We start from the raw sequence: 16,129 nt of genomic DNA, 5'->3' as shown, positions 1-16,129 counted from the left end.
GCTTGCGGATGATCTCGTAGAGATCCTGTTCCGTCAGTGGGGCGGCCATGCTGCTCATCCTAGCGAACGTGACGGGGCCGTCCGGCTCGCGGTGTCGCTAATCAGATACGTTTTTTCACCTGTACGACCGGAAGTCCCCAGAACATGGGGCGCCCGGTGCGGTACAGTCCTGCTATTCAGGCACAACACTACAGATTCTCATGAGGGCTGCCGCAGGACGGTTTCCCAAATAGACAGGAAACCCATAAAGAGCGAATTTTTATACAGAAGGCGCAACGCTGGGGCTTGTATATACTGCCTCATCGCAACTTTTATAAGATTTAGCCGTCTGGAATCGTTTCAGATGGCGCAAATAGCCGTGAGAGACGCATTGACATCTCATAAAGGCATCTCTAGAATTGCCTTATCGTCACAACAGCGCGTGAGCGCAGTGAAGTTACGGAGGATTCCATGAAGAAAACCGTCCTGAGCCTTACCGTTTTGACCACCCTGGCCCTGGGGAGCGCGAACGCCGCCACCGTCGTGAAGCTCGCCACCATCAGCCCCCTGTCGGGCAGCAGCAGCAACCTGGGCCTTCAGATCAAGAACGGCGCGCAGCTGGCCGTCAACGAGATGAAGGCCGAGTTCGCCAAGGCCGGGATGACGCTGTCGCTCGTCGCGTACGACGACCAGGCCGACCCCGCCACTGGTACCGCCGCTGCCCGCCGCGTGGTCGCCGACCGCACCGTTCTAGGCGTCGTGGGCACCCTGAACAGCGGTGTGGCGATTCCGGCCAGCGCCGTGCTGGCCCCCAGCCACGTGGCGATGATCAGCCCCGCGAACACCAACGAGAAGGTCACTGACCGCGGGCTGTCCAACATGAACCGCGTGTGCGCCCGTGACGACGCCCAGGGCCCGGCTGGCGGCGACTTCGTGGTGGGGACCCTCAAGGCCAAGAAGGTCTATGTCCTGAACGACAAGACCCCCTACGGCCAGGGCCTCGCCGATCAGGCCGAGAAGGCCATGAAGGCCAAGGGCGTGACCATCGTGCAGAGCGAAGGCGTGGCCGCCGAGGACCGCGACTTCACCGCCCTGATCACCAAGATCCAGACCCTCAAGCCCGACGCCATCTACTTCGGCGGTCTGTACGGCCAGGTCGGTCCCTTCGCCAAGCAGCTGCGCGACAAGGGCATCCAGACGCCCATCGTCGGCGGCGACGGCTACGACAGCGACGACCTGACCAAGCTCGCCGGCACCGGCGCCAACAACCTCTACTTCACGACCGTCGCGCCCCCCCTGGACGCTGTGCCCGCCGCCAAGGCGCTGGCCGCCAGCTTCCAGACCACCTTCAAGACCGACATGCAGGGCTTCGGCCTCATGGGCTACGACTCGGCCAAGATCGCGCTTCAGGGCATGCTCAACGCCTACAAGGCCGCCGGCAACAAGGTTCCCACCCGCACCCAGGTGGAGACCGCCGTGCGCACCGGCACCTTCAATGTCGTCACCGGTCAGGTCAAGTTCGACAAGAACGGCGACCGCCAGACCGCCAAGATGTACGTCATCGCGGTGAAGAACGGCGCGCGCAGCACCGCCGGCACCGTCAACGTCGTTCGCCAGTAACACGCGGGTGCGGCCGGGGTCCCATACCCTTCCGGGCAACCGGCCGCACGCAGGGTTTTTGCAGGGGAGCGCAGGCAGACCGCCGGCCTCCCCTCCTCGCATATCTGGGGACCGCGTCCGCAGCGACCTCCGGTCCCGAATTTCGTTTCTGGCCTCGTTGATTGGTGGGTGACTTGTGGACTTTCAAACTTTCGGAACCGTGCTGTTGCAGGTATTCGTCGGCGGCCTGAGCCTCGGCGTGCTGTACGCCATCATCGCGCTCGGCTACACCATGGTGTACGGCGTATTGCAGCTCATCAACTTCGCGCACAGCGAGGTGTTCATCGCCGGGGGCATCGTCGGCTTCCTGGTCTTCGACGCCGTGCAGGCCTCGACCATGAACGGCTATCTCAAACTGCTCCTCGCCTGTATCGCGGCCATGGCCGTCTCGGGCCTGCTCAACGTGGTCATCGAGCGCTTGGCCTACCGGCCACTTCGCGGCGCGCAGCGGCTCGTGCCGCTGATTACGGCGATCGGCGTCTCGCTGATCTTGCAGGACCTGCTGCGCTTCCTGGTCGGCCTGCGCGGGCAGTTCGACCTGAGCGTGCCGCTGCCCCAGGGCTTCAGCAACCCCATCACATCGCTGCTGGGCATCAACATCTCGCTGCTGAACCTTCAGGTCAAGGACCTGATCCTGATCGGGGTGGCGGCCGTCATGCTCATCGGGCTGAACCTGCTCGTCAACCGCACGCAGCTCGGGCGCGCCATTCGCGCCGTGGCCCACGACCGCCAGACCTCGGGCCTGATGGGGATCGACGCCAACCGCATCATCAGCCTGACCTTCCTGATCGGGGGCGCGCTCGGCGGCCTGGGCGGCGTGATGTTCGCCATGAAGTACCAGGCCCTGAACGCCTACAGCGGCACGCTGCCGGGCATTAAGGCGTTTACGGCGGCGGTGCTGGGCGGCATCGGCAGCATTCCCGGCGCGGTGCTGGGCGGGCTGGTGCTGGGCTGGCTCGAGACGCTGCTGGGGGTCATCAGCCTCTTCAGTTCGCTGCCGGGTCTGCACTGGCTGGGGGCCATCAAGGCCGAGTACAAGGACCTGGGCGCCTTCCTGGCCCTGATCCTGATTCTGTTCCTCAAGCCGGCCGGTCTGCTGGGCCGCTCGGCCGCGGAGAAGGTGTAACATGACGACGCTTCCCGCCAACAATCCTTTCCGGCGCGGTCCTCAGGGGGCCGACCGTACCTGGCCGCTGCTGGGCTACGCCGCCGTCACGGCCGCCCTGCTCATCTTCCTGCGCGGCTCGATCACCGACGGCCCGGCGCGGCTGCTTCAGCCGGTGCTGTTCGGAGCCTTCCTGCTCTCGCTGCTCTTCGCTTACCAGTGGCGCGCCGCGCCCTGGGCCAAGACGGCCGTGTTCGCGCTGGGCATCGTGTTCGTGCTGCCCTTCATGGGCCGCGACAACACGTCCTATTTCGATCTGGTGATCCAGATGCTCATCTTCGGGGCGCTGGCCCTGGGACTCAACATCGTGGTGGGTCTTGCGGGTCTGCTCGACCTGGGGTACATCGCCTTCTTCGCCGTCGGCGCGTACCTGTGGGGCGTGTTCGGCAGTCCGCAGTTCGCGGAGGTGAGTGGCAACGCCGCTTTCGCCACCGGCATCAACGCCAACTTCTTCTGGCTGTTCATCCCGCTCGGGGTGATCGCGGCGGCGCTCGTGGGCGTACTCATCGGGTTGCCGGTCCTCAAGCTCAAGGGCGACTACCTCGCCATCGTGACGCTGGGCCTGGGTGAAGTGATCCGGATCTTCGCCAACAACCTCGACGTGACCAACGGGCCGCAGGGCATCGACGCCATCGAGAGCGCGCCCGTGCCGTGGCTCAACTCGCTGGCGGGCAGCCTGGGCTTCTCGCCCGATCAGTACCGCCTGTTCTTCCTGTATATCCTCGTGCTCGTGGTGGTGGGCATCGTCATTCTGGTCAACTACCGCCTCGACCGCTCGAAGATCGGCCGTTCGTGGATCGCCATCCGTGAGGACGAGGTCGCCGCGCAGGCGATGGGCGTGCCCCTGCTGCGCACCAAGCTGCTGGCCTTCGCCTCGGGCGCGTCCTTTGCGGGCGCGATGGGCGTGATCTTCGCGGCCAAGCAGAGCTTCATCGACCCCAAGAGCTTCGACTACTTCCAGTCCATCGGCGTGCTGAGCATGGTGATTCTGGGCGGCATGGGCAACATCGCCGGCGTGCTGCTGGGCGCGGTCGTCGTGACCATGCTCAACCTGATGGTCCTGCCGACCATCAGTGAGGTGCTCCAGGGCAGCTTCCCCAACATCAACCCCAACCTCGACCCCAGCAAGTACCAGCGCCTGATCTTCGGGCTCGTGCTCGTGCTCATGATGCTCTACCGCCCCGAGGGCCTGCTGCCCAGCGCCCGACGTCAGGCCGAGATGCACCAGGACGACGATCCGCCGCCCGACAGTCTGGAAGCCGACAACGCGCTGCAATCGGGCACGGCCGAGGTGCTGTCGCCGGGGTTCAGTACCCGCGGTGAGAACGAGCGAACGGGGAGTGAACGATGAGCCTCCTGAACGTCCAGGGCATGACCAAGACCTTCGGCGGTCTGACGGCCGTCAACGACGTGACCTTCGAGGTGCCCGAGCGCAGCATCATCAGCGTCATCGGTCCCAACGGCGCGGGCAAGACGACCTTCTTCAACCTGATCACGGGGATCTACACCCCCGACAAGGGCAGCATCGACCTCGGCGGGCGCAACCTGCTGGGGCTGCGGCCCGACCAGGTCGTGGACGCGGGCATCTCGCGCACCTTCCAGAACATCCGGCTGTTTCCGAGCATGACGGCCGAGGAAAACATCATGCTGGGGCGCGGCGTGCGCCTCAAGTCCGGGTACTGGGACGCCATCCTGCGCACCGGCCGCTTCAAGCGTGACGAGCAGGAGGCGCGCGACACGGCGCGGCTCATGCTGGATTTCGTGGGCCTGAGCAAGTGGCGCAACGAACTGGCGACCAGCCTGCCCTACGGCGACCAGCGCAAGCTGGAGATCGCCCGGGCGCTGGCAACCACGCCCCGGCTGGTGCTGCTCGACGAGCCGGCCGCCGGCATGAACCCCCGCGAGACCGAGGACCTCAAGGCCCTGATCCGGCGGATCCGTGACGACCTGGGGGTGACGGTAGTCTTGATCGAGCACGACATGCGCCTGGTGATGACCCTGTCGGAGAACATCACGGTGCTGAACTACGGCAGCAAGCTGAGCGAGGGCCGCCCGCACGAGGTCCGCAACGACCCCGCCGTGATGGAGGCGTACCTGGGCCGCGGCGCGGCGGCCGGCGAATACGGCAAGGAGGCTGGCCCGAATGTCTGACCCCATGACCATGCCCCGCCCGGCGGCGACCGGCAGCACGCCGCTGCTGGAACTGAGCGACATCCACACCTACTACGGCCAGATCCACGCCCTCAAGGGCCTGAACATGACCGTGAACTCCGGCGAGATCGTGGCGCTGATCGGCGGCAACGGCGCGGGCAAGACCACGACGCTGCGCACCATCAGCGGCATGATGAAGCCCAAGACCGGCACGGTGACCTACCAGGGCCAGAACGTGACCGGCGTCCCCGCCTACACGATCATGCAGCGCAGCATGAGCCACGTGCCCGAGGGCCGGCGCATCTTCCCGCAGCTCTCGGTCCGCGAGAACCTGGAGGTGGGGGCGTATACGGTACGCGACCGCAAGGTCATCGCCGAGCGCATCGAGGAGGGCTTCAATCTCTTCCCACGCCTGCGTGAACGCGAGAACCAGCTCGGCGGCACGATGTCGGGCGGCGAACAGCAGATGCTGGCGATTGCCCGCGCACTGATGGTGGCCCCCAAGCTGCTGCTGCTCGACGAACCCTCGATGGGTCTGTCGCCCCTGTTCGTGGAGGCCATCTTCGACATTGTCGAGCGGCTGAACAAAGAACGCGGCACGACCATCCTGCTCGTCGAGCAGAACGCCTCGATGGCGCTGGGCATCGCGCACCGCGCCTACGTGCTCCAGACCGGCGAGATCAAGCTCTCGGGCGCGGCAGCGGACATCGCGGCCGACGAGAGCGTCCGCAAGGCCTACCTCGGCGACGAATAAACATCCGGGACAGATCACCTGCTGGGGCTTCGGCCCCGGCTTTTTTTGTGGCCCGGCAACTGCGCGCTGCTCCGTCCAGCCGCCGGGGTAGGCTGGGCCATGTTCGCCGCCCGTCGCCGTACTTGTACTGGGCTGGGACTGGCGGCCCTGTTGGTGGTGACCTTTGCCCAGGCCGCGCCCGACCTGCGCGCCGAGTCGGTCCCCACGAGGTGCTTCTCAGGATCGTGAATATCAGCCGGAAGACGCTGCTGCTGTGGCTGCCCGGCTGCGGGCTGGCGGTACAACTGCAGCTGGACGGCGCGGCCGTGCCCTCTACACGGGCCTGCGGTTTCAGCTTGGCGCAGCGCCCACAGCTCCTGCTCCCCGACGACTTTCTGCTGCAGCGCCGCCCCGTCACGTTTCCGAACCGGCCGGCACAACTGACCCAGACGGTCAGCCTGACCTACAGCCGTGACCCGCGCAGCGACGCCGAGCGGGCCGCGCAGGGGTCAGCCCTTACCTGCCCCGGCCTGCCAGGGAATTCCCTGCCCGCGGCCCAGGTGGGCCGGACTGGAGCCGGACGACCCGCTGAACCCGGCGAATTTCCCGCGCCTGCACGTGACCCTGAGCACGCCGCCGCTGGAGGTCGGGCAGCCCTGAATCCGGCCCGAATGCGCCCTAGAGCACCAAGATAAAACCTCAATAAACTTGACATAACAACACTCAAGTTTCAGAATAGGGGGAGTGAACGTGACCACTCCTCTCCCTGCCTGGAGGTTTCCGACTTGAATCCCGAACGCTTTACCGAGGCAAGCACGCAGGCCATCGCGGCCGCGCAGCAACTCGCCGTGCAGAACCAGCAACAGAACCTGACCCTCTTTCACCTCCTGCGTGCCCTGACCGACAACGAGACGGCCGCGCGGGCCCTGACCGGTGCCGGGGGCGACCTGTCCCAGATCCGCAGCGCGCTGGACGCCGAAATCGCCCGACTGCCGCGCGTTCAGGGCGGGGGCGACCAGCTTTACCTCGACCCGGCCCTGAGCCGCACCTTTCAGAAAGCCGATACGCTGGCCGGGCAACTCGGCGACTCCTTCGTGGCCGCCGACGCTCTGCTCCTCGCGGCGCGCGGCGAGTACCGGGGGAAGGGTCTGCCTGACGAAACGAGCCTCAACCGCGCGGTGACGGAGGCGCGGAAAGGAAAAACCGTGACCAACAAGACGAGTGAGCAGCAGTTCGACGCCCTGAACAAGTACGGCACCGACCTGACCCAGCGCGCCCGCGACGGCAAGTTCGACCCCGTCATCGGCCGCGACGAGGAAATCCGCCGCGCCATGCAGATCCTGCTGCGGCGCACCAAGAACAACCCCGTCCTCATCGGGGAACCCGGCGTGGGCAAGACTGCGATTGCCGAGGGCCTCGCCATCCGCATCGTGAAGGGTGACGTGCCCGAGGGCCTGAAGAACAAGCGCATCGTGTCGCTGGAGATGGGCAGTCTGCTCGCAGGGGCCAAGTTCCGGGGTGAGTTCGAGGAACGCCTCAAGGGCGTGATCGACGAGGTCGTGCAGTCGGCAGGCGAGATCATCCTGTTCGTGGACGAGATTCACACCATCGTGGGCGCCGGCAAGACCGAAGGGTCGCCCGACGCGGGCAACATGCTCAAGCCGGCGCTGGCGCGCGGCGAACTGCACCTCATCGGCGCGACGACCCTCGACGAGTACCGCGAGATCGAGAAGGACCCGGCGCTGGAACGCCGGTTCCAGCCCGTGTTCGTGGACGAACCGAGCGTCGAGGACACCATCAGCATCCTTCGCGGCATCAAGGAGCGCTATCAGGTCCACCACAACGTCGAGATCACCGACCCGGCGCTCGTGGCGGCCGCGCAGCTCTCGCACCGCTACATCAGCGACCGCCAGCTGCCCGACAAGGCCATCGACCTCATTGACGAGTCGGCCGCGCGGCTGCGCATGGCGCTGGAGTCGAGCCCCGAACGCATCGACCAGCTCTCGCGGCGCAAGCTGCAACTGGAGATCGAGCGCGAGGCCCTGAAACGCGAGAAGGATGTGGACTCGCAGAACCGCCTGATAGACATCGAGGCCAGTCTGCGCAACATCACCGACGAACTCAACGAGGTCCGCAGCCGCTGGGAGGCCGAGCGCAAGGAGGTCGCCGCGCTGCGCGAGAAGCGTGAGGCGCTGGACGCCGTGCGCACCGACATCGAGAAGGCCCGGCGCGACTATGACCTGCAACTTGCCGCCGAGCTGGAATACGGCAAACTGCCTGCCCTGGAAAAAGACGTGGCCGAGCTGGAGCGCAAGCTCAAGGGCGCCGAGTTCGCACACCTGGAAGTGACCGACGAGGACATCGCGGCGGTGGTGAGCCGCTGGACGGGCATCCCGGTGAACAAGCTCATGGAGGGCGAGCGTGAAAAGCTGCTGCACCTCGAAGAGCAGCTGCACGCCCGCGTGATCGGACAGGACCGCGCCATCGTGAGTGTGTCCGACGCCATCCGCCGCGCGCGCGCCGGCCTGAACGACCCGAACCGCCCGCTGGGCAGCTTCATGTTCCTGGGGCCGACCGGGGTCGGCAAGACCGAGCTCGCCAAGGCGCTGGCCGAGTACCTGTTCGATTCGTCAGAGGCAATGGTGCGCCTGGACATGTCCGAGTACATGGAAAAGCACACGGTGGCCCGGCTGATCGGGGCGCCTCCCGGCTACGTGGGCTATGAGGAAGGGGGCCAGCTCACCGAAGCCGTGCGCCGCCGGCCCTACAGCGTGCTGCTGCTCGACGAGATCGAGAAGGCGCACCCGGACGTGTTCAACGTGCTGCTTCAGGTGCTCGATGACGGCCGCCTCACCGACGGGCAGGGCCGCACGGTGGATTTCCGTAACACGCTGATCGTCCTGACGAGCAATATCGGCTCACCCCTGATCCTGGAGATGCAGGCACGCGGCGAGGACGCCACGGAGATCCGCGAGGCCGTGCTGGGCGAATTGCAGGGCCACTTCCGCCCCGAGTTCCTGAACCGCGTGGACGACATCATCGTGTTCGACGCGCTGAGCCCGGCCGACCTGCGCAAGATCGTGGACATCCAGATGACCGGCCTGCGCCGCCGCCTCACCGAGCGCCGCGTGACCCTGCACCTCTCGGACGGCGCCAAGAACAAGCTCGCCGAGATCGGCTACGACCCGGCCTTCGGAGCGCGTCCCCTCAAGCGCGCCATCGCCCGCGAGATCGAGACGCCGCTGGCCCGCGAGATCCTGAGCGGCCGCGTCCCCGACGGCAGCGTACTGAACGTGAACTACGGCGACGGAGCCTTCAGCTTCACGACCGGCTCGCTGAACTGAGCCCGGCCCCCAAGCAACAACCCCTCCGTAATGGAGGGGTTGTTTGTGGGCTGGCCGCGCAGCTCGGGGGTGTGCCGACCGGGAGATACCCGTCTCCCTGCTCCCGCCCGGACCTGCCGGGGCGGGGCGACCCTGATATCCGAGATTCGGCGGAGTCCTGACACCTGTGTTCCTGAATCCTTCGTCGCCTGAACGCTGAAGCCTGTCTCCTGAATCCTGAAGCCTGAACCCTGCGGGTCATTTTTCTGGAAGGAAAAGATCGCTTTTCTGGCGATGAACACCGGGCACCTTCGTCGGCCCTTCGCGCGGACAGCCCAGCCACAGTCTACCCGGCCCTACGCCGAGGCGGGCACCTCGATGAAGGTGGTGGCATTGTGCTCGTCGAGCACGCGGTCCACCTCCGAGCCGAAGATCTCGACCTCCTCCTGCATGGCCTCCAGGCGCCCCAACAGGTTCAGCGGGTCGTCAATGACCGGGGTATTGGCGGCCCGGTACGCCTCCTCAATGGCGCGCGTGTCCAGGCCGGTTTCCTTCTGGCCGCGCGCCCCGCGCTCCTGGTTGAGGAAGCTGTTCACGCGCGTCTCGCGCTCGGCCTCCATCGTGTTCGTCAGGGCGGCCTCATCAGCGAGTGCCTGGGCGTACTGGGCCCGCAGGTGGGCGACCAGCGTCTCGCGTGTGGGTACGGTGTCCTCGCCCGCGCAGCGGCCCCGGCGTCCGGCCTCGGCGGCGCGCTTGCGCTCAATGGCGGCAGCGACCGTCATGGTCTGGGTGCCGACCGTGACCGTGTGGATCGCGTTCGAGCGCACGATCTCGGCCTTGATGGCGTCGCGCCGGGCCAGAAGCGCCTCGGCGGCCTGCATCCCCTGGCGCGCCTGCTCCATGAAGTCCTGGCGGCCCACGCCCGCGACGACCTCGGTGCTCGACCGCCGGGTGCGGATGGCGCGCAGGTTCTCGATCCGGGTGGCGATCCGCTTGTTGAGCAGCTTGAGTTCCTTGAGACCGGAAGTCACGGTCAGGCGCTGTATAGCCGGAGCAGCGGGCGTTTTGCGGGAACGGGTCATCGGGTCACCTCGGGAGACGGGCGAGAAGTGAGGGCAGCGCGGGCCCCTACGCGGGGCGGGGACAGGGAGTCTAGCGGCCACGCCCGAACCCGTCCACCCGCTTTCTGGCCTATTTCCTGGGGACCCCCCGCGCCCGTAGCGCCGCCACGAAGGCCTGCGGGTCGGCGGGCGTCAGGTAGTGGGGCTTGCCCTGCACCGACAGCAGCACCCCGCCCTGCCGGGCCGAGGCCAGCCCCCGCACGACCCTGGGTTCTTCCTGGCCGGGCGGTCCCTGCCAGCGGTAGGTGCCGCTGTGATAGCCCGGCACCCCCACGCCGCCCACCTTCGCCCCCAGGCGGCCGGCCGGGGACAGCACCCGCAGGTCGGTGTAGGGCCAGGTGAAGGTGCCCGACATCCGCTGGACCCGCAGGCCCTCGTCCGTCAGGTCGTAGCCGAGGCTGCGGGGCATGGCCACCATCAGCCACACGACACTGGTCGCCAGCACCGTGCACAGCCAGCGCAGCGGCAACGGCAGCGGCTCGCCCAGCGGCAGCCATGCCCCGCCGAGCAGGATCAGGGCCGCCAGCAGCAGCAGGGCGCGCTGCGCGGGGTTCTTTTCGTGGGCGAGGGGGACGGGAACGGCAGACATGGCTCCACTCTAGGGAGGTCCCGGCCCGGATTCCACCTGCTCCGGCCGGCGGGAACACAGGGGCCCCGGCCGACCTGCTCCGCGAAATTCGCGTCCGGGGGCGGGAGAATAGGGAGCATCTCCTTTTGCCAGATGCTCTAGGATGGCGCACGATGCGTTCTCCCCTGCCCCGCGCGGTGCTGACCCGGCTCGAAACGGGCCGCGTCGTGGTGCTGAGCGTGCTGCTCGGCCTGCTCGTCGGTGGGCTGTGTATCCTGCTGCGGCTCGTGCTCGACGCCCTGCACCCCCTGGGCGCGATGCTCACCGGCTACTCCCCTCCCGGGACCCCCGGCGAGGGCGGGCTGCTCATGGCGTTCGGGGACGCGCTGCCCTGGGGCCTGCTGTGCCTGCCGTTCGTGGGGGCGCTGTACGCGTGGCTGGTGCCTGCCGAACCGGGCGCACCCCTCACGCAACTTGTGCGCGGCTACCACGCCGGGGGCACCTGGCCGGGCCTGCGCGCCGGGCTGCGGACCCTGGTGGGCACGGCCGTGGCCTACAGCGCAGGCCTGCTGGTGGGGCGCGACTCGGCCTTCACCATGCTGGGCCAGATCGCTACCCGGCTGCTGGGGCGCGTGACCCGGCTCGACGCGGTCGAGACCCGCACCCTCACCCTGGCCGGCGCGGCTGCGGGCCTGGGGGCCGTGCTGCACGCCCCACTGGCGGCGGCCGTGTTGATCGCCGAGGTGCTCTACCGCCGCTTCGAGTTCGAGGTCGAGGTGCTGATGCCCTGCGTGCTGGCGGCGGTTGTGGCTTACGCGGTGTACGGCCTGGGCTTCGGCTTCGCGCCGCTCTTCAGCGTGCCCGACGTGCAGGTGCCTGCCCTGGCGCAGCTGCCTGCCCTGATCGGCGTGGTGCTGGGCGTGGTGCTGGCGGGCTGGTTGCTGCTGCGCGCTGCCCGGCTGCTGCCCGCGCAGTGGAGCGACGGCTGGGCGCGGCCGGTGCTCGGCGGCGTCTTCGGGCTGCTCACGGCGGCGGTGGCTTTTCTGGGCACACCGGCCGTGCTGGGCGACGGCACTGGCTGGCTACAGCTGAGTGTAAGCGGCTTCCTGGGACCGGACGCGGCGGGCGCGGGACTGTGGCGCTGGGCGCTGCTGGCCCTGGGCGCGCGGCTGGCTTTCGGGGGGGGCATCTTCCCCTCGGTGGCGACCGGCGGCCTGCTGGGAGCCGGCCTGGGCACCCTGCTGGGGCTAGACGTGGCGGTCGCGGCGCTGGTGGGGTCGGCGGCCTTCCTGGCCGTCACCCTGAACGCTCCGGTCGGCGCCTCACTGCTCGTCGTGGCCTGGGGCGGCGAGGCGCTGCTGCCGGTCGCGCTGCTCGCCGCCGGCACCGCGCACCTGCTGAGCGGCGAGAGCGGGTTGCTGCCGGGACAGGCCATTTCGCGCGCCCGCAGCCGGGTCCACGCCGCGCCCACCTTCGCCGCGCTGCCCGGCACGGTGCGTTACGTGGCCCGCCGGACGCCCGATACCGACACCCCCGGCACCCCCTACGACGCGCCCCCCGGTGCCAGCTCGGCGGGCGCCGCCGCGCCGGCAGATGCCCCCGCCAGTAATGAGCCCGAGCTGTACCGCCGCGCCGTCCCGGCGAGCTGGCGCGGCGCGCGGGTGCGGCTGCTGGCCCTGCCACCGGGCGTGGAGGTCGTGGGCATCGTGCGCGACGGCAGCGTGCGCCTGCCCCACGCCGAACTGCGCCTGACCCCCGAAGACGAACTGGTGTTTCTGGCGCGACCCGACGCCTACGCCGCCCTGGAAGGCGTGCTGCGGCTGCCCGGCGCCTGACCGGCCTGGGCCGGGCCCACAGCGGGCTACACTCCGCCATGCCCGAACACCACCTGAAGGCCACCGGAGCCGTTCATACCGTCTGGGACGCGGCGCTGCCCCCAGCCCTGCACATCGCGCCCGGTGACACGGTCACTTTCGGGACGCTGGACGCCTCGTATGGCCACGTGGCCCGGCAGGTGGCGGCTGGTGAACTGAGCGCACCCAGCGACCTGCAAGGCCTCATTACGGCAGGCATCTACTCGCCGGGACCCCTGACCGGGGGCCAGCGCGGCCACCCCCTGACCGGCCCGGTATACGTCGAGGGCGCGCAGCCCGGCGACACGCTGGTCGTCGAGCTGCTGGAGGTCCGGACCGGCGACTGGGGCTGGACCGGCTGCCGGCCCGGCGGCATCGGCCTGCTGGACGACGAGGTGCCTGATGCACATACCCACTTCTGGGACCTGCGAGCGGGCAGCCACACGGACTTCCTGGCCCCCGGCTTCCGGGCGCGGCTGCCGCTGGCGCCCTTTCCCGGCGTGATCGGGGTGGCGCCCGCCGCGTGGGGGCCGCATCCCACCGCGCCGCCCCGCCATGTGGGCGGCAACATGGACGTGCGGCAACTGGTGGCGGGCAGCACGCTGTACCTGCCGGTCGAGGTGCCCGGCGCGCTCCTGAGTGTGGGCGACGTCCACGCGGCGCAGGGCGACGGCGAGGTATCCGGCACTGGGATCGAGACGGACGGCACGGTGACGGTGCGCCTGGGGCTGCGGTGGGGGCGCACCCTCGCCATGCCGGAGCTGCGCACCCCGCCCGAGCCGACCCCGCTGTGGGCTGCCGGGGCCTACGTGACCACCGGACACGCCCCCGAGCTGCTGGAGGCCGCCCGCCACGCCCTGCGGGGAATGCTGGCGCACCTGGGTGAGGACTACGGCCTGAGTTTCACCGACGCCTACATTCTGGCGAGCGCCTGCGTGGACCTGCGCATCAGCCAGATCGTGGACGCGCCGCACTACACCGTGAGTGCCCTGCTGCCCCAGAGCCTCTTCACGCGCTAGGGCGGCCGACACTCCGGGGGCGCTCGCCTCGGCCGGACGGCGGGCGCCGCGTCGGCGGCCGGATGCTCTAGAACGTGGCCATGAACAACCCGGAAGCAATCCTGTCGGCGGCCGTGTCCGGCGACCTCTCGCCCGTCATGGAGTACCTGCGCCGGCTCGTGGAGGTCACCGGCCCCAGCGGCAGTGAGGAAGACGTGGTCCGGCGGGTCCTGGACCTCGCCCGGCCCCACGCCGACGAGCTGAGCGTGGACGCGGTGGGCAACGTGGTGGCGGTGCGCCGCGCGGCCGATCCCTCGGCCCGGCGTCTGCTGATCTGCGCGCACATGGACGAGATCGGGTTCCGGGTGCGGCGCATAGACGAGGGCGGCGCCCTGCGGCTGGAGAAGGTGGGCGGGAGCGACGACCGCATTCTGCCGGCCCAGCGCGTGTGGGTGCGCACCGACACTGGCCGCCTGCCCGGCGTGATCGGCACCAAGAGCGCCCACCTGCTGACCGACGCCGACCGCGCGAGCGTCATACCCTACGCGGCGCTCTACGTGGACATCGGCGCCTGCAGCGCCGCCGAGGCCGCCGCGATGGGGGTGCAGCCCGGCGACCCGGTGGGCTTTGCCGGCGAACTGACCGAGCTCGGCCGGGGCAGCGGGCGTTACACCGCCCACGCCCTGGACGACCGCGCCGGCTGCGCGGTGCTGCTGGCGCTGCTGGCGGGCTTCAGTGACGGCGCCCGGCCCCCGGTCACCCTGGTCGCCGCCTTCTCGGTGCAGGAGGAGGTCGGGCTGCGCGGCGCGCAGGTGCTGGCCCGCAGCCTGCCGCCTGGGCAGACCCCCGACGTGGCGCTGGCCCTGGATATGACGGCTGCCGACGACACCCCCGAGCTCGGCGCCCCCACGCTGCGGCTGGGCGCGGGGCCGACCGTCAAGGTGATGGACTTCTCGACCCTGGCCCATCCAGCGGTGCGGCTGGGGCTGCTGAGCGCCGCGCAGTCGCGGGGAATTGCGGTGCAGCACGAACTCCTCAAGGGGATCGGCACCGACGCGGGCGCGCTGCAATACCTGGGCGTGCCGACCGGGGCCGTATCGGTCACGAACCGCTACACCCACAGCCCCGTCGAGGTTCTGGACCGCCGCGACCTGGAAGGTGCACAGGCGCTGCTCCTCGGTTTCCTGCACGACCTGCCGGAGACGCCACTGGACTTTCTGCCCCTGCCCTGAGGTGCCTACACCCTGAACCCCGGCCCTGTCCCTGTGGAACAGACGCCTCCAGCGAGCGTGCCCTAGCCTGGGCGGGCCATGCCTGCCCCCGACGCTCCCGTGCCCCCATTGCCCGATTCCGCCCCCCGGCGCAGCTGGGACCGCAACGAGCGGCTGGGCATCTTCAACGGCTGGGCAGTGTTCGCGGGCGACGGGTTCCTGAACGTCTCCGTGGTCATCTCGGGCTTCGCGGCGCGGCTGGGCGCTCCCAACTGGGTCATCGGGCTGCTGCCGGCCATCGCCGGGGGCGGCTGGATGCTGCCGCAGCTCCTGATTGCCGCGCGGGTCCGGGGCACACCCTACAAGCTGCCGGTGTACCGCTCGGCGGCCTTCATCCGGGCGGCCACCTACGTGGCGATGGTCCTGATCGCCGCCTTCTTGGCCGAGCAGCCCGCCCTGTGCCTGACCCTGTTCGTGCTGGCGATGCTCGCCAACGCCCTGGCCTCGGGTGTGGCGGGCCTGCCGTTTCTGGAGGTGGTCAGCAAGACGGTCTCGCCGGACCGCCGCCCGCGCTTTTTTGGGACGCGCAACCTGTACGGCGGGCTGCTGGCCTTCGGGGCGGGCCTGGTCGTGCGCGCGGTGCTGGGCTCGGACCTCGCCTTTCCGCTCAACTACGCGCTGCTGTTCGCGCTGGGTACCGTCGCCTACACCTTCGGCTACTGGGTCTTCGGGCTGGTCAATGAGCCTCCCGACCCGCCGCTGCCCCCCCAGGGGTTCCGGGGCGAGCTGCGCGCTATTCCCGAGACACTGCGCGACCCGCACTTCCGGGCCTTCCTGACGGTGCGGCTGCTGCTGGCCGGCGCGAGCATGAGCGAACCCTTTTTTGCGGTGTACGCCCTGCGCGCCCTGCACTTTCCGGCGGCGATCCTGGGGGCCTTTGTGATGGCCCTCACGGCCGCCGCGCCGCTGTCGAACGTGGTGTGGCAGCGCGTCGCCGAGCGCAAGGGCTCGCGCCGGATCATCCGCTACGCCAGCGTGTTCTACGGCCTCGCGCCGGTCTGGGCCTTCACGGTGGGGGCGCTGGATCTCGGAGCCTGGGCCTATCTGGGCGTGTTCATCCTGACGAGCGTGGCGGCGCAGGGGTTCAACCTGGGCCATACCAACCACCTGCTCAACATTGCCCCCGACGGCGCACGCAGCCGCTACATCGGCACGCTGAACACGCTGGTGGGCGCCGCCCTGTTCACTCCGGTCGTGGGTGGCCTCATCGCCGACCGCGCGGGCTACACGCCCGTCTTCGCCCTGAGTTTCGTGCTGTGTGCTGCGGCATGGTGGTGGTGCGGCAGGCTGCGGCGCGACGCCTGAGCC

14 protein-coding genes are annotated in these 16,129 nt (G+C 69.0%); 12 read left to right on the top strand and 2 right to left on the bottom strand.

The features are described 5' to 3' along the window. Positions 1-450: 450 nt before the first annotated feature. From ASF71_RS05150 to clpB, 8 genes are all read left to right on the top strand, one after another. A complete protein-coding gene (locus tag ASF71_RS05150) occupies positions 451-1,599 on the top strand; it encodes a branched-chain amino acid ABC transporter substrate-binding protein (RefSeq protein WP_056296063.1) in 1,149 nt (382 codons plus the stop codon). 175 nt (positions 1,600-1,774) lie between these two features. Then, the gene (locus ASF71_RS05145; protein ID WP_056296060.1) at positions 1,775-2,764 is read left to right on the top strand and encodes a branched-chain amino acid ABC transporter permease; all 990 of its coding nucleotides are present in this window, start codon (positions 1,775-1,777) and stop codon (positions 2,762-2,764) included. A 1-nt stretch (position 2,765) separates the two neighbouring features. Next, on the top strand, positions 2,766-4,154 hold the full coding sequence (locus ASF71_RS05140; protein WP_056296057.1) for a branched-chain amino acid ABC transporter permease: 1,389 nt from the start codon (positions 2,766-2,768) through the stop codon (positions 4,152-4,154). After that, positions 4,151-4,954, top strand: a complete 804-nt coding sequence (locus ASF71_RS05135) for an ABC transporter ATP-binding protein (protein ID WP_056296053.1) — start codon at positions 4,151-4,153, stop codon at positions 4,952-4,954. Before ASF71_RS05140 ends, ASF71_RS05135 begins: the two co-directional genes overlap by 4 nt. Continuing rightward, a complete protein-coding gene (locus tag ASF71_RS05130) occupies positions 4,947-5,708 on the top strand; it encodes an ABC transporter ATP-binding protein (protein WP_056296051.1) in 762 nt (253 codons plus the stop codon). Before ASF71_RS05135 ends, ASF71_RS05130 begins: the two co-directional genes overlap by 8 nt. 99 nt (positions 5,709-5,807) lie before the next feature. Next, positions 5,808-5,936 (top strand): hypothetical protein, encoded by a 129-nt coding sequence (locus ASF71_RS25510; protein WP_255354709.1) that lies wholly within the window; start codon positions 5,808-5,810, stop codon positions 5,934-5,936. After that, on the top strand, positions 5,933-6,382 hold the full coding sequence (locus ASF71_RS23475; RefSeq protein ID WP_156372619.1) for a hypothetical protein: 450 nt from the start codon (positions 5,933-5,935) through the stop codon (positions 6,380-6,382). Before ASF71_RS25510 ends, ASF71_RS23475 begins: the two co-directional genes overlap by 4 nt. A gap of 90 nt (positions 6,383-6,472) precedes the next feature. Beyond that, on the top strand, positions 6,473-9,031 hold the full coding sequence (gene clpB, locus ASF71_RS05125) for an ATP-dependent chaperone ClpB (protein ID WP_056296047.1): 2,559 nt from the start codon (positions 6,473-6,475) through the stop codon (positions 9,029-9,031). A gap of 335 nt (positions 9,032-9,366) precedes the next feature. Here the strand turns inward: clpB and ASF71_RS05120 are convergent, their stop codons facing one another. Both ASF71_RS05120 and ASF71_RS05115 read right to left on the bottom strand, forming a co-directional pair. Beyond that, on the bottom strand, positions 9,367-10,092 hold the full coding sequence (locus ASF71_RS05120; protein ID WP_156372618.1) for a hypothetical protein: 726 nt from the start codon (positions 10,090-10,092) through the stop codon (positions 9,367-9,369). Between the two features lie 109 nt (positions 10,093-10,201). Then, positions 10,202-10,720, bottom strand: a complete 519-nt coding sequence (locus tag ASF71_RS05115; protein WP_056296041.1) for a PH domain-containing protein — start codon at positions 10,718-10,720, stop codon at positions 10,202-10,204. A 152-nt stretch (positions 10,721-10,872) separates the two neighbouring features. Between ASF71_RS05115 and ASF71_RS05110 the strand changes: the two genes are divergently transcribed. The 4 genes from ASF71_RS05110 (at position 10,873) to ASF71_RS05095 (ending at position 16,126) form a co-directional block, all read left to right on the top strand. Beyond that, entirely contained in the window at positions 10,873-12,534 is a 1,662-nt protein-coding gene (locus ASF71_RS05110; RefSeq protein ID WP_056296037.1) for a chloride channel protein, read from the top strand. Positions 12,535-12,572: 38 nt separating this feature from the next. Further along, complete coding sequence (locus tag ASF71_RS05105) at positions 12,573-13,571, top strand: acetamidase/formamidase family protein (protein WP_056296033.1); 999 nt, start codon at positions 12,573-12,575, stop codon at positions 13,569-13,571. Positions 13,572-13,651: 80 nt separating this feature from the next. Then, a complete protein-coding gene (locus ASF71_RS05100; protein ID WP_056296030.1) occupies positions 13,652-14,782 on the top strand; it encodes a M42 family metallopeptidase in 1,131 nt (376 codons plus the stop codon). 78 nt (positions 14,783-14,860) lie between these two features. Next, complete coding sequence (locus tag ASF71_RS05095) at positions 14,861-16,126, top strand: MFS transporter (protein WP_056296026.1); 1,266 nt, start codon at positions 14,861-14,863, stop codon at positions 16,124-16,126. The last annotated feature ends 3 nt before the right edge of the window (positions 16,127-16,129 follow it).

This window comes from Deinococcus sp. Leaf326, from assembly GCF_001424185.1.
Lineage (GTDB): Bacteria > Deinococcota > Deinococci > Deinococcales > Deinococcaceae > Deinococcus.
Note: the sequence above shows the minus strand (reverse complement) of the source record. Positions and strands in the feature narration are given on the sequence as shown.

Bases quoted from the DNA above. Each gene is read 5' to 3' on its own strand.
- ASF71_RS05150 (WP_056296063.1), top strand. From the start codon at position 451: ATGAAGAAAACCGTCCTGAGCCTTACCGTTTTGACCACCCTGGCCCTG.
- ASF71_RS25510 (WP_255354709.1), top strand. From the start codon at position 5,808: ATGTTCGCCGCCCGTCGCCGTACTTGTACTGGGCTGGGACTGGCGGCC.
- ASF71_RS05130 (WP_056296051.1), top strand. From the start codon at position 4,947: ATGTCTGACCCCATGACCATGCCCCGCCCGGCGGCGACCGGCAGCACG.
- ASF71_RS05115 (WP_056296041.1), bottom strand. From the start codon at position 10,720: ATGTCTGCCGTTCCCGTCCCCCTCGCCCACGAAAAGAACCCCGCGCAG.
- ASF71_RS05120 (WP_156372618.1), bottom strand. From the start codon at position 10,092: ATGACCCGTTCCCGCAAAACGCCCGCTGCTCCGGCTATACAGCGCCTG.
- ASF71_RS05095 (WP_056296026.1), top strand. From the start codon at position 14,861: ATGCCTGCCCCCGACGCTCCCGTGCCCCCATTGCCCGATTCCGCCCCC.
- ASF71_RS05135 (WP_056296053.1), top strand. From the start codon at position 4,151: ATGAGCCTCCTGAACGTCCAGGGCATGACCAAGACCTTCGGCGGTCTG.
- ASF71_RS05100 (WP_056296030.1), top strand. From the start codon at position 13,652: ATGAACAACCCGGAAGCAATCCTGTCGGCGGCCGTGTCCGGCGACCTC.
- ASF71_RS05110 (WP_056296037.1), top strand. From the start codon at position 10,873: ATGCGTTCTCCCCTGCCCCGCGCGGTGCTGACCCGGCTCGAAACGGGC.
- ASF71_RS05140 (WP_056296057.1), top strand. From the start codon at position 2,766: ATGACGACGCTTCCCGCCAACAATCCTTTCCGGCGCGGTCCTCAGGGG.
- ASF71_RS05105 (WP_056296033.1), top strand. From the start codon at position 12,573: ATGCCCGAACACCACCTGAAGGCCACCGGAGCCGTTCATACCGTCTGG.